This is a genomic window from Endozoicomonas euniceicola (assembly GCF_025562755.1).
In the GTDB taxonomy this organism is placed as follows: domain Bacteria; phylum Pseudomonadota; class Gammaproteobacteria; order Pseudomonadales; family Endozoicomonadaceae; genus Endozoicomonas_A; species Endozoicomonas_A euniceicola.
In genome coordinates, this window is sequence record NZ_CP103300.1 from 137858 (window position 1) to 151785 (window position 13928).

Below are 13928 nucleotides of genomic sequence, written 5' to 3' on the forward strand. Positions count from 1 at the left end.
CAACGATAGTTGGCCACTACAGGTTTCAATGATGTACTAGTAGTTTGAAATGCGAACTTCTTTGTGGTCATCATCAGTACGCATATACAGATCAACTTTTTTACCATTCACACGGAAGTGAGTTGTCGTTACTGTACCCATCATGTCACCGCGACCTTTCCATACTGGTTCAGTCTTAGCAAAGGCAAAAGCTTCTTCTTTGGTAGTATTGATCGAAGCTTTTTTCATGAACTCATCAGCAGCTTTTTGACGAACCAGAGATTTTGAACCGAACGCCTTATCAACAAATTTGTGGTGCTTGGTCGTGCTGTGATTAGCGTGGGTTAGTGCTTTACCACCAGTGATATGTAGACCATCAGCATAAGTGTTCTCAACGCTAACAAGCTCAGAATTTGCACCAATGGCAGTGTAAGAGTAATACGCGGTGTACTTGTCGTACATCGCATAAATTTTGGCAAGGTCTTGAGGTTTCTGACCCTCATAAATTTCCCAGGCCAGGTGGAATGATGGAGTTGAGTCTTTCTCAATGATCTCACCACCATCCAGCTGACGCGCAGTACCTTCATCAGCAAGCGTGTTGCCAACGATCGCCTGACCACCTTTAGTCACACCACCATAAGGCAGCAAGCCAGCCCAGGTCTGAACAACCTTAGTCTTGCCATCAACGTCAGTATGATTCATTACGAGTAGCTGCTCGTAATTGATCGCCATATAATCGTAGTTGTAGTGACCCCAGGCAGTGCCGCTGCCATCAGCATACGCAAAGATCGTACATTTAGACGGAGCACTTGGATCATGGGGCGCTTCAGACTCAAGGAAACCCATGCCGCCATTGCGCTGTGACTCCAAAACCGCTTCATCAGCCATACCTACCGCGAGCAGGCGGTTTGGAGAGACATTCAGGCTTTCCGCCAGACCTTTAATGTACTGACCAGCATGAGGGGATGTTTCCATCAGCTTTGCGTGCACATCATTCTCTTCAAATGTTTTAGTAATTTTGTCCAGGCTAAGGCCTTCAAGCATGATACCCATTACCTTATCAAAACGGCCCATTGCCGTAAGAACCTGATCTCCTGCGACTTCTCCAACGTGTTTACCTAATTCGTAGTTTGAACCAGTAAACTTAATTTCTGCGATTTGATCAGTGTGCTGAATGAGTTCGGCTTGCGCGCCGAAAGCGGATACAGCCAGAGCCAAAGCGATGAGTGTCTTTTGCACGTTGTTTTCCTTGTAACTATTGAACTGAAACCCAGGTTCAGATTCCTTAGTAATGAGAATAATAAGACTTAGCTTTAATTAGAATTAGGTGGCATTAAAATACATCATACCTTTAGTGTGACAAACTCGGCTGCCGTGCATAAAATGCACGACAAAAATTCAGTTTGGAGAAGTAGAATGTTTAATGCTCTTGAAGAGTTGAAGTTAATCGAGTTAAAGGCATTCGTTACAACTTACGAGTCAGGCAGTTTTGCTATGGTTGCACAGCAATATGGCAAACATGCTACGACTTACAGCCGTCGCGTTGGTAACTTAGAGATCGACCTCGGAGTGACGCTATTTGAACGTAATGGCGGCCACCTTGTTCCGACAGAAGACGCGACAAGCCTATATCATCCCGCTAAGTCTGTCCTTAATGAGGTTGAGCATTTCAGGCGACGGGTTCAGCTCTGTTTTGAGGAAAATGAATCGTATTTAAAAGTAGCGGTTGATAGTTCTTTAAGTGCTTTTGCACCGGAGTTTACGATTGCTGAAATTTCGAAAGAATTCCCAGCGACTGAAATAGAAGTGCTTACGGGCAATACAGAGCAGGTCATTGAAATGGTGCTGAGTAAGCAAGCTGATATGGGACTGGCCTTATCCAATTTCTATTGTCACCCTGAAATAACCACAAGGAAACTATTTGATTTTCGATTTATCCGTGTGATGTCACCTGACTACGCTAAAAGCTTTGGGTTGAACCTGACTCACCCACTCGAACCCAGCTTGATTCGAACTATGAAGCAAATAGTACTTGCTCCTATTAACAGACTTGGGGTGGAAGCTCAAAACTATGGCAACCACTTACTCCACGTTGATAGCTTTCAAATGGCAAAATCCCTTGCCGTTAATAGTGCTGGATGGACTAACTTACCGCTAGTGGATTGCCAGGATGCATTAGACAGTGGTGATTTGGTTCAATTTGAGGGTGATTATGATTATGAGTTGGAATGGTCAGTTAATGAGACCTGGCTGGTAGAAACAAACCGAGGCCCTGTAGCAAGACGGTTGGTGCAACTATTTAGAGGGTACGCTGCCAGGAGCCTGACCGAGAATAGACTGCCCTACTGCGGCGGCAGTAAATTGGTCTGAAAATTCGATTTTCTGCCGTCCTCGCTACGGGCGCTATTCTCGGTCAGGCTCCACTGGTGAGGACTGTTTTCGGTCATGGCATCCTGGAACTGCCCGAAGGCAGGCAGTAGCAGCAAAAATACTTCAGCAACTCGGTTGATAAACTGTGACAAATTCCTGAAGCCTGCGGTTTCATCGAGTGTAAAGTGTATAACCTGATGCCCTGCCTCCCGTAGTGGCCGGGCAAAGTTATCCATCGCCAGAAAAAAACCACACAACTTCTGGACATGATGCTTCACATAACGGGCTTCCTGCTCAAGCTCGGCAATAAAGTACAGACAATCCGGATCAATTCGGGTATACCAGCCGTGAGCTATGTTCAGCTGATCACCCAGAATCAGGCGCAATCGGGTGTATTTACTTTTCACTGACATTCCGGTAGAAACCCCACTATCAGAACAGTCGCTTAATACCATCCAGCGGATGTTCCTCAGGGAAGACGGACAGGATTACGACATTATGGGCTGGAGTAAAGAGCAGGTCATTGCTGATATTGTCAGCCAGTATGAAAAACATCGCGACCAAGACCCTGACAGATAAATAATCACCTGTCTGCCAGGGCGAATGACTGAAGGTAAGCTATTTGCTGCCCTCTTATCAGTCAAAATATAACTTTATTGCTAGCTGAATACCTTTCCGACAATGGGGGCAGCAGTTGTTGTCACTTTTCTGGATCTTTTCTATACACTTTGAACACATGCACACATGCCCACATGGCACTAAAGCTTGAAGATTCCCAGTTTCCATGCAAACGGTACAAATACCAGCGCATCGATCAGATTCTCTGTTGACCTCTTCATTCACTCTGAACGACCCACCACTGAAGCTATTAACGCTGGGCAGAGCAGTAGCCCGATCTGCACCCGCTTCATCCGCTGGCCAGCGTGCACCATCGCTGGCGGCGTTGTTTGTTAACTGAACGTGCCGTCTAAATAATAAATCAGTCACCCAGCCTGAACTCATAGTACCTAATAAGGTTTCAGTTAACGCCAGATTTGCAGTAAAGCCTAATGCTAACTGCCACGATACGGTTATACGCTCGCTCTCTTCCGGAGTAAAAGGCCTGAAAAATGGGATTTGGGCTCCATGTCGAGACCTGAGGTAAGCATTTGCATAACCTCTGAAAAAGTTTTGTATTGAGCCAGCACCTAAAAAATCACTAAACACATTTTCAGGTGAACTGATTCGATTTATCGATACAGTACTTCGATCAACTAAATGATGGAAAAGACCAACAGACAATGAGTAAAGGAGAGTTGCAAATATAAAATTCCTTTCCCTTCTTACCGAATACAGAAAATGTGTGAGACGTTCTCCCGACATAAATGTGAATGAGTTATGTTGATATTCTTCTGAACGACCATCGCGACTTTGCAGGAAATAATGAAACACTCTAAAGAAATAAAGAAATTGAAATTTATTAACTTCTTCCATGAAGTCAGCACTTATCATAACTACATTGCTATCGCTATCCGGAAAAATATAAAACCATGGCCTTAAAAAAGAAGCCACCAATAACAACAATTCGATATTAACCTTTGGAAGATAATACTCCGTATTCGAATAAAATTGGCTGTAGCCTATAAAACTGGAAGTTTGCCTTCTGGATCGCTGCAAGTCTATTTCATTGTAAAAATCCCTATTCCGTTCCTGTACTATAGAAAAACTCCTATCGTCAAGATTGCTTGCATTCAAATAAAAAATCCGTGTCACGAAACCCGTCATTTGCTCTACAAGTTCATCATTGCTAATGGCTGCATTATTACCATTTCTCCAGTCAGAGGTGAAGTTAAAGAAAAAATCAACAAGTTCTATAAAATCTTCTCGACTTAAAACATAGTCATCAGGATTATGATCAGGGCTTAAGGTTATTCTCTGGTCGTTTGTCAAGACTGGATTATCAGTACTCAAATCTATTGTAACCCAGCCTATTCTGATATTTTTAAGGAAATTATTATGGAGAATGTATTCACTAATGGAATGCTCATTAGCATAAGATGTTCGACTGACTGTCAGCAGTAAGAAAACAAATAACAAAAAAAAATTTAAAGTACAACAACACCTGTCTTTAAATTCAATTTTCATATCATTGTTCATATTCTGGAAAGCTATTTTTGCTAAATAGAAAGCAAACTCTACCAATAGTCATTAATGATAACTATTCAGTTTGCCCCCCTCTTTGCCGTTTGCTCGAACAAAGAATTTTAACGATGAGCCTGAATTCAGCCGCAACTTGACTCATGATAAAAGGTTTTTGAAGAAGCCTGATTTAAAATGGCACAGGATCACGAAAATGCAAGTCTGTTTTGAGAGGGCTAAACAACTTCCATGAAGTTTATCCAACAGCAGGCTCCGCTGCCCCCCCCCCCGGGAATCAGGCGAAGTCTGTTGTATTTATGGATCATTGGCACTCTTTTTTTGAGCTCTCATGGCTGGCAATACGGAAACCCCACCATCAAAACAGCCGGTTAATACCATCCAGAGCAGCGACCCGGTAAGCTTCCGCCATGGTCGGATAGTTAAAGGTCGTATTCAAAAAGTAACGAATAGAATTAGCTTCACCTGTCTGCGCCATCACGGCCTGACCGATATGGACGATCTCTGACGCCTGGTCACCAAAACAGTGGATACCTAACACCTCTTCCGTGTCCCGATGAAAAAGTATTTTCAGCATACCCACTTTTTCTCCGGTAATCTGTGCCCGGGCAAGACGGGAGAACAGCGCTTTACCCACTTCATAGGGGATAGCGGCAGCGGTCAGTTCTTCCTCCGTTGCTCCCAGCGAACTGATTTCGGGAATCGTATAAATACCAGTGGGGACTTCATTCACATAACGCCATTTTTGCAAACTGCCAACGTTACCGGCGGCAGAACGCCCCTGATCATAAGCGGCACTGGCCAGACTGGGCCAGCCAATCACGTCACCAGCAGCAGAGATATGGGAAATGTCAGTCTGGTAGTGCTGGTCAACCTCCAGCTGCCCCCGGCTATCTGACTTCAGGCCTATCAGTTCCAGCCCCATATTCTGAGTATTGCCGGCCCTGCCATTGGCCCAGAGCAGCAGGTCAGCCTTTAGCTTTTTACCACTCTTCAGATGCATCACCACGCCATCGTCAAGGGGTTCAACCTTCAGGTATTCCTCATTGTGGCGAATAATTACGTTCATCTTGCGCAGCTGATAACCCAGGGCATCGGAGATTTCCGTATCGAGGAAAGATAAGAGCCGGTCACGGGTATCCACCAGGTCAACCAGTACCCCAAGCCCTGAAAAAATAGACGCGTATTCAGAACCAATCACTCCGGCACCGTAAATAATCATACGACGCGGTGTGTTTGTCAGCTCCAGAATCGTGTCACTGTCAAAGACTCGTGAATGGCTGAAGTCGACATCGGCAGGGCGATAAGGGCGGGAACCGGTGGCAATAATGATATTGGTCGCATGGAGCCTTTCGATATTGCCACCCTTTTCAATCACTTCAATGGTGTGCTCATCGACAAAAGTCCCCCGGCCAAAATACAGATCAATGCGGTTGCGGGAATAGTACATGGTGCGTGACTGCACTTGCTTCTGTATGACCTTTTCAGCACTTTTCAGCACCTTGGGAAAACTGAACCAGCGAGGGTCGCCAATCTCACGAAACAGGGGATTGGTGTTAAAGTCCATAATCTGCTTAACTGCGTGACGCAAAGCCTTGGACGGAATAGTCCCAAGATGGGTACAACTGCCACCAACAAACGGGTTCTGCTCAACAACTGCAACCTTCTTTCCCAACTTCACCGCATTCATAGCGGCTCCCTCTCCGGCGGGACCCGATCCCAGGATCACCAGATCGTAGTTGCTCACTCCCATCCTTTATACCCCTTGAGATTGCGGTTTTATCGTTGTTTTTAATTTTTGTATTCAAACTCCGCCGTTTCCAGGGCAGTGAATACGCTACCCACCAGGAGCCTGACCGAGAAGCTACAGGCGCTATTTCGGTCAGCCTCCCAGGCGTCAGGCTTTTTTATGTGCTGTAGCGTCGTAGAACATACCATCCCTGTCCGCCTCATCAAAGGCATCCCGGAACGCTTTCTCCTGCTTATCGCCACCACCACAGATGACACACCCATCTTTCAGTCCCAGTGTACTGAGCCCCCCACAGGAGCCCTTGATGGGTTTGTTGGAAAAAATAACACCGACAGCCATCATGGCTATCAGCGCCAGAAAAACACAGAATGTGACCAGCATTGTAGTCATAGCCAGTACCTCCTAACATGAAACAGAAAACAGCTGCCTGCCTTCATCATAATTTATGTTTTACGTCAGTGATGCTGATAAGGTTTAAACGCCTCACTGCTCACTGATTCAAACCCGCCATCCTTTGAATGATAGGTAAAGTAAGCGGCAATCCCTTCCCGGTTGGCAAGCTCCAGACCTTTCTTGTCCCCCAGCACCATAAACATGGTAGCCAGCGCGTCGCCCGTTGCCGCACTATCGGCAATCACCGCTACCTCGGCCAGGCGACTGACCTCCGGGCGACCGGTACGAGGATTAATCATGTGAGAGAACTTCTGACCATTAATCTCAAAATAATTCAGGTAGTCACCAGAGGTCGCCAGAGCCCGGTTACCAATCGTTACCACGAGCCTCGGCATGCCGCCCGCTGTCATCGCCGGGCCCCGAATACCCAGACGCCAGGCATCACCGTCAGGCTTACTACCATGGACCAGCACCTCGCCACCGATTTCAACCATGTAGTTATTGATACCACGACGCTTCAGGGTCTGACCCACTACATCGACCCCGTAACCTTTAGCAATGGAACTGAGATCAACAAACAGGTCTTTGTGGCGTGTCATGGTGTCATGATCGGTATCGACCGTCAGAAACTTATAGCCTACACGATCCAGCGCCGCAGAAATGGACTCATCACTGGGGACTTCTGTCGGGTAGTTTGCCAGCATCCAGAGTACCGGATCAACAGTACCATCCCGGGCAGCGCCATCCTGACCAGCAGGCATTGCTTTCTCAGGCTGTTGGCTGTCTTTTTCAGAAGGACCAAACCCCCAGAGATTAACCAGTGGCCCCACTGTCACATCATAAGCACCGTCGGAAATTCTGGAGAAATACAAACTTCGATGAACCAGATTTACCAGTTCATCAGATGCCTTGAAAGGTTTGCCAACCGGTGCATGATTGAACTGCATCAGCTCAGAATCAGGCCGATAGGTCGACATCTTGTCGTTAATAGCCTCCAGCGCCCGTTCAACATCAGCCTGAACGGCTTTCACCGGATCAGAGAACAGTGTCGCAGCATAGGAAATACTGTAAGTGGTTCCCATGGTATATCCCTGAAAGTGCTTAAGCCCTGGCCGGGTACCCATGACATAGAGCGCTGCTATCAGCAGGACGATACCCAGTAGCAGCGATCGTTTATAAGATCGGGTTAACAACATCTTACCTCTGCGTTTAAATCCCACTTTGTCCGGGCTGCGCAGTGTAACATCGAGATGCAACAGGCGTATACCGGGCTTTTCCGATCACAAGGCCAGTTCTTCCCGCAACTCATCCAACACCTGTCCGGCTTCATCAAAATCATAATTTTCAACCCGACGGCACAACTCATCCAGCTGTTTCTGCGTCACCACGCCTGACAGCCCGTGCACCAGCTCGGGCAGAGAATCCGCGGCATCGGCGTCACCTTCCTGCAACAGCGTTTGCATGTTGCTTAACAGGAACGACAATCGCTCGGTTTCCACCCTGCCTTCACCGTAGCTGTACGGCGTTGGTTCTGCCTCGGCTTTGAAAATTTCCAGTCCGTCCATCACTTCGGTGAACCGAACACGCAAGGTTTCCAGCAGAGTCTGAGAAGGTCGCTGCTCAGAACTACGTAGCTCCGCCTCAACAGCACCTGCTGCTTTATGCAGGGCTTTAGCCCCAAGGCTTCCCGCAACGCCTTTCAGTCCGTGGGTCAGGAAACGAGCCCCTTTCCAGTCCTGCTGTTCCAGGCAGCCCTCCAGCTCCTGCCAGTCGGTATGCTGATTCTGATAAAAATTCCGCAGCAGGCGGTCATACAGTTTGCGGTTGCCCATTACCCGGGTAAGTCCCTCTTCTCTATCAATACCCGGCAGTTCTGCTTTTGTGCCTTCTGGAACAGGCTCAGCAGCTTTTGATTCAACCGCTTTTTGTTCAGGCCACTCTGCTTCCGCATCGATGATCACGGCTTCTACTGCGCCCGCAGGCTGTAACCACATTTCCAGCATATTACCCAGCCCTTTAGGGTCAAGCGGCTTGGCAATATGGTCATTCATACCCACCTGCAAACAACGCTCCCGGTCCCCGGTCATGGCGTGAGCCGTCATGGCAACAATAGGCAGCTCACTCTTACCAGGCAGTCGACGTATGATCCGCGTCGCTTGATAACCATCCATTTCTGGCATCTGTATGTCCATAAACACCAGGTCATAATGATGCTGTTCAACAGCATCGACTGCTCTCTTCCCGTTATCAGCCAGAGACACCCGCAGCCCGAAACCTTCCAGCAGCTCCCTGGCCACCTGCTGATTAATCTCGTTGTCTTCCACCAGCAGGACATGACCTTTGAATGTCCTTTCAGTGGTTTCATCCTGAGCCAAATCCCTGCGGGACTGCAACTGTTGACGATCCAGTGTTCGCAACATGGTCTCCATCAACACTGAACCGCTCACCGGTTTGATCAGGAAGGCATCCACCCGTCCGGTTGCCCTGGCCATCACTTCTTCACGTCCGTAAGCTGACACCATGATCAGTGCAGGACACTCCGGCAGGTTCATATTGCGTATATGCTCGGCCAGCTCCAGACCATCCATATCAGGCATCCGCCAGTCCAGCAGCGCCAGAGTGATCGGTCTGTCACCCTTCAGGTTATGCTCTTGCAGCAATTCCTGGGCCTGCTGGCCGTTTTCAGCCACCAGCACTTGACAGCCAAACACTTCCAGATGGCTGGTCAACAGCGCACGGGCATCGTCTTTATCATCAACAACCAGTACTTTGGCACCCACCAGGGCAGAAGCGGACGATTTGAGTAAGACGCCACGACCCATATCAATGGAGAACCTGAATGTGCTGCCAATATCCAGTTCAGAAGTCACCGAGATTTTGCCATTCATCATTTCCACCAGACTGCTACAGATGGCCAGTCCCAGCCCTGTACCGCCAAATTTGCGGGTCGTCGAACCATCAACCTGAGAGAATGATTCAAACAGTCTGGACTGATGCTCCGGGCTGATACCAATACCCGAGTCTTCTATCTCAAAGCCAAGCCTGACGCTCTCGTCATCTCCGGATTCCAGCTTAACCCGTACCTGGACACTCCCTTCCTGAGTAAACTTCACGGCATTATGGGTCAGGTTCAACAGAATCTGTCCAAGGCGCAGTGGATCGCCCTTCAGCAGCCTTGGCACATCGGGTGCTATGTCGTAGCTCAGGTCGATACCTTTCTCATCTGCCTTGACGATGGCGACATTGTAGAGATCCTCAAAAACATCCCCGAGATCAAAGTCAATACACTCCATATTCAGTTTGCCCGCTTCAATGCGGGAAAAATCGAGAATATCGTTAATGATGCCCAGCAGGGCATGGGCAGACGATTGTATTTTGTTGATGTAATCGTTCTGCCTGTTGCTCATTTCAGTTTTCAGAACCAGGTGGCTGAGACCGATGATGGCGTTCATTGGCGTCCGGATCTCATGGCTCATATTCGCCAGGAAATTACTCTTGGCCTGATTGGCCTGATCAGCGGCTTCCTTGGCTTTGTGCAGAGCCTCTTCTGACTGTTTGCGGTCAGTAATATCTCTGCCGGTGGCAAACAGGAAGCCTTCCCCTTCATACTCCATATAGTTAGCTGTTACTTCCACCGGAAACACACGACCATCGCGGGTCTTGCGCAATGTCTCATAGGTCAGCGCCTTGCGCAGGGTCAGCTGATCCCACAACCGGGTCCATGAACTGGCCGTCAACGCCGGATTGATATCCATAATGGTCATGTCCATCATTTCATCATGGCTGTAGCCCAGGTTCTTGCATGCCGCTTCATTGACATACTTATGAGAACCATCATGACGGAACCAGTGAATATGATCACCGGCATTATCCAGCGAGAAGCGCGCCATGGACAACTCCCGCTCACGAATCCGCTGTTCGGTTATATCAATCAGTGTTCCCACCGCCCGCAGGGGCATGCCACGGCTGTCACGGAACACTACTTTACCTTTACTGCGCACCGTGGCGTAACTACCATCCTTGCGTCGTATACGGTATTCACACTGAAAGCTTTCATCGGAATGGGTGAACTGGCTGTTAAAAAAGTCTTCTGTCGCCTGTTTATCATCCAAATGAATCTGACGCCGCCAGGCTGCTGGCGTATCACCCAGCTCATCGGGCTGATAACCGAGCATGGTCTGGTATCTCGGGCTCAGGTAAATACGCTCATGGGCAATATCCCAGTCCCAGAGACCATCAGAAGCGGCATCCATTGCCAGTTCATAGCGCTCTTCACTCTGTCTCAGCGCATCATCGGCCTGCTGCCGGGCCTGTGCCACAGCAATCAGCTCACCTCCACGGCGCAGCAACTCAATTTCATCAGCCTGTGGCAAAGCACTGGTGAAACGATTTAACAGACATATCCCCCCAACCTCATTGCCAAACAGCACCATGGGAACATAGACAACATTCTTTACCTTCTCAGCTTCCCAGATTGCCTTACATTCATCCGGCATTCCGGAGTTATCGGTTTTATCGCTGGCATACAGAATGCCATCATCCAGAAGATGCAGATAGTCCTTTACCCGGTAGCGACTGGTGCCGACGAAAGCATCGGGATCAAACGACGCCAGTCGGGACCAGAAATACTCAATACTGGCGGTTGGATGCCCCCCCACAACCAGAACGCAACTCTCAAACCCAAGGCTTTCACCGATGTTTTTCAGGAAAAAGTCGATAGAGTCATCCACCGAATTCTTCATAAACTGTCGTGAGATATTACTGAACAGCCGGTCAAGGTCGGCACGGACTTTTAACTCTTTTTCTGCCCGCTCTCGTTCAGCAATTTCCAGAGTCAGGCGACGGTTCCAGTAAATAATCAGTATCAGGGTCACCACGACCAGTAACAGCCCGATAAACAACTCCTTGTCCGGCACCCAGCTGATGGTGCTGACACTGACCCATCGGGATTGCAGGGCAGCCCGTTCCTCACTGGTGAAAGAGTTGATGGTTTTATCAAGAATACTGCCCAGCACTGGCCAGTCATTACGACTGCCAACCGCATATTCAAAGTTGAACCCCGCCTCACCAACGATGTGAATATTGGTCAGTTTAAGCCTTTCCATCTGATAACTGGCTGAGGCAAGGTTGAGAATGATAGCGTCGAGAGCGCCGGTAGAAATGCGGTTCAAACCACTGGCTCCCGTGGGTACCGGCTGGAAGTCACTATCCGGCATACGCTCCCGGAAATAATCGTAGGATGCGTGGCCAGGAATATAACCGACGCTTTTTCCTTTCAGGTCAGAGACTGACCGAATCGATGTGTCAGAGCTACGGGCCAGAACAACGGTCGGTACGGTAAAGATCGGTGGCGTCAGGTCCAGATAACGTGCCCGCTCATCTGTACGCTGCATCATTGGCACCAGATCCAGTTCCCGACGATAAGCCTCACCCAGAATCTCACTGAAGTCACTACTCTCCTCAACCTGGATAGTAATGCCCAGCCGCTCCTCAATCAGGCGTATAAAATCAATCGCAAGGCCCCGGAAATCCCCTTTGTCATCTTTAAATGAGAACGGCGGGTTATTGGTATTCAGCACCGTTCGCAATACATGATGCTGGGCCAGCCAGCGCCGTTCCTCTTCCGTCAGGTTGACAGCAGCTCTTGGCCGGTTGAAATATCGATTATCACTATTGGGAATCCAGCTCTCTTCAATAGAACGAAATTCATCGGCAGTGATATTGTTTAAACCTCTATTAATCAGAGCCAGCAGCTCATCACCCCGCTCCGCCAGCACCGCAGCGGCGACTGCCTCGTTCATATTAATGTATTTGCTGGAAGAGACTTCCCCCACAAGTCCCATGGCACTCAGGGCTGACTCTACGACTTCAGGCTCAGCCAGAAAGACATCAATCTCGCCTTGAAACAGCAGGTCAATCAATTGGAACACATTGTCTGCCGAAACCGTAGTAGCGTCCGCAAACCAGACATTCAGGAACTCTTCATTACTGGATTGGCTGACCACCCCGATTTTTCGATTTTCCAGGTCTGCTCCGGGGTCCCTCTGACCAGGCTTATTGCGGAAGTAAAGCCGTGAAACCAGACCGTAATAAGGCGTTGACATACGCAGCCATTCACTGCGAGCACGGGATGGCGACAAACTGCCATGGAAATCAGCTCTGCCTGTACGCAAGTCGTCGATACTCTCATCCCGCTCTGCCATTCGAAAGCGTACCGGTACTCCGGTTTTCCGGGACCACAGCCGCCAGATATCGACAAACATCCCCGCAGGACGGCCCAGCGCGTTAATAAAAGACAACGGCGCTGTATTACTGGCAAGGGCAATCACCAGGCTCTCTTCCCGGGCAGAGACGCCAAACCATTTCTGCGACAGAGCTTCCCTGCTTTCCTGACTGATTTCGTCCTGTCCTCGCTGAATCAGGGAACGTAATGCCAGACGATTCGGGTCGATGGCAGCCACCAGCCCCTGTGCCGGATATTGGGCTTCAGTGTTTATGGTAAAGTCAACACTGATTCCTCTGGCACTCAGGTAATACCTCAGAACATCACTGTTACCAAAAAAGACCACCAGCTCACGGTTGGAGATGCTTTTAATCATCTTCTCCAGCGATGGATATAATCTGATACTGGCTTTCGGATACTGGGATCTGACCAGATGTTCGCTCTTGCCATCATCCACCACACCCACTTCATAAGCTTGTAACGCCTCTGTCAGGGCTTGCTGTTCCAAGTCATTCCGGACAAAAAAAACGGGGCGGGTTGTCAGCATTTCCTGCAATTCCAACTGCCTGTCCCGCACCCTGTTCTCAGGTCCCAGGCTGGCAATGATATCGACATCACTGTCCTTTAAACTACGTATTGCCTGCTCCCGGCTCATAGGATGAAAACGCAGCTGAATACCCGCAGCCACTGACCAGGTGCGCCAGACATCCAGCATAATGCCATCCGGCTCACCGGCATCGTTGGTAAAACTCCAGGGAATATCATCAATCAGGTAAGCGACTTTTAGCGGTGAGAAGTAAGGAGCATCTTCACGGGATTGAGCGGATTGCCAGGGCAGCACTGAAAGTGCCAGCGTCATTATTATTGACCAGGCCACCCCTTTTGACGGTTGCAACTTTTTACTGGTAACAGACAGTCGTCGCATCAGAAGCAGAGGAATAAAAGACAACAGCAGAAAGAGTTTTATGTGTGGAGCGTGAGACATAACCGTCCAGAATGACCTTGCAGGAAAGCCGCCCCATTGTACTGTTTTTTTCTGGCATAACCACTGCGTAATAAGCGAAGTCCGCTACCGAC

Annotated in this window: 9 protein-coding genes; 2 read left to right on the plus strand and 7 right to left on the minus strand. The window is 48.8% G+C overall.

Translation table 11 applies throughout. The features are described 5' to 3' along the window. Positions 1-36: 36 nt before the first annotated feature. A complete protein-coding gene (locus NX720_RS00640) occupies positions 37-1218 on the minus strand; it encodes a C45 family autoproteolytic acyltransferase/hydolase (RefSeq protein WP_262598769.1) in 1182 nt (393 codons plus the stop codon). A gap of 177 nt (positions 1219-1395) precedes the next feature. Between NX720_RS00640 and NX720_RS00645 the strand changes: the two genes are divergently transcribed. Further along, positions 1396-2349: a LysR family transcriptional regulator gene (locus tag NX720_RS00645; RefSeq protein WP_262598770.1), complete on the plus strand. Its 954-nt coding sequence runs from the start codon at positions 1396-1398 to the stop codon at positions 2347-2349. Here the strand turns inward: NX720_RS00645 and NX720_RS00650 are convergent. Then, positions 2322-2756, minus strand: coding sequence for a cryptochrome/photolyase family protein (locus tag NX720_RS00650; protein ID WP_262598771.1), 435 nt, complete (start codon positions 2754-2756; stop codon positions 2322-2324). The genes NX720_RS00645 and NX720_RS00650 overlap by 28 nt on opposite strands. On the opposite strand from NX720_RS00650, the gene NX720_RS00655 reads away from it, so the two are divergent. Then, on the plus strand, positions 2740-2928 hold the full coding sequence (locus tag NX720_RS00655; RefSeq protein ID WP_262598772.1) for a hypothetical protein: 189 nt from the start codon (positions 2740-2742) through the stop codon (positions 2926-2928). The genes NX720_RS00650 and NX720_RS00655 overlap by 17 nt on opposite strands. A gap of 57 nt (positions 2929-2985) precedes the next feature. Here the strand turns inward: NX720_RS00655 and NX720_RS00660 are convergent, their stop codons facing one another. The 5 genes from NX720_RS00660 to NX720_RS00680 all read right to left on the minus strand — a co-directional run bounded on the left by NX720_RS00660 (position 2986) and on the right by NX720_RS00680 (position 13836). Beyond that, positions 2986-4473, minus strand: coding sequence for an RING-HC finger protein (locus NX720_RS00660; protein ID WP_262598773.1), 1488 nt, complete (start codon positions 4471-4473; stop codon positions 2986-2988). Positions 4474-4843: 370 nt separating this feature from the next. After that, positions 4844-6238, minus strand: a complete 1395-nt coding sequence (gene sthA / locus NX720_RS00665; protein ID WP_262598774.1) for a Si-specific NAD(P)(+) transhydrogenase — start codon at positions 6236-6238, stop codon at positions 4844-4846. Between the two features lie 144 nt (positions 6239-6382). Beyond that, a complete protein-coding gene (gene nqrM, locus NX720_RS00670; protein ID WP_262598775.1) occupies positions 6383-6625 on the minus strand; it encodes a (Na+)-NQR maturation NqrM in 243 nt (80 codons plus the stop codon). 65 nt (positions 6626-6690) lie between these two features. Then, the gene (locus NX720_RS00675; protein ID WP_262598776.1) at positions 6691-7884 is read right to left on the minus strand and encodes an FAD:protein FMN transferase; all 1194 of its coding nucleotides are present in this window, start codon (positions 7882-7884) and stop codon (positions 6691-6693) included. A gap of 24 nt (positions 7885-7908) precedes the next feature. Further along, positions 7909-13836: a transporter substrate-binding domain-containing protein gene (locus NX720_RS00680; RefSeq protein ID WP_262598777.1), complete on the minus strand. Its 5928-nt coding sequence runs from the start codon at positions 13834-13836 to the stop codon at positions 7909-7911. Positions 13837-13928: the final 92 nt, after the last annotated feature.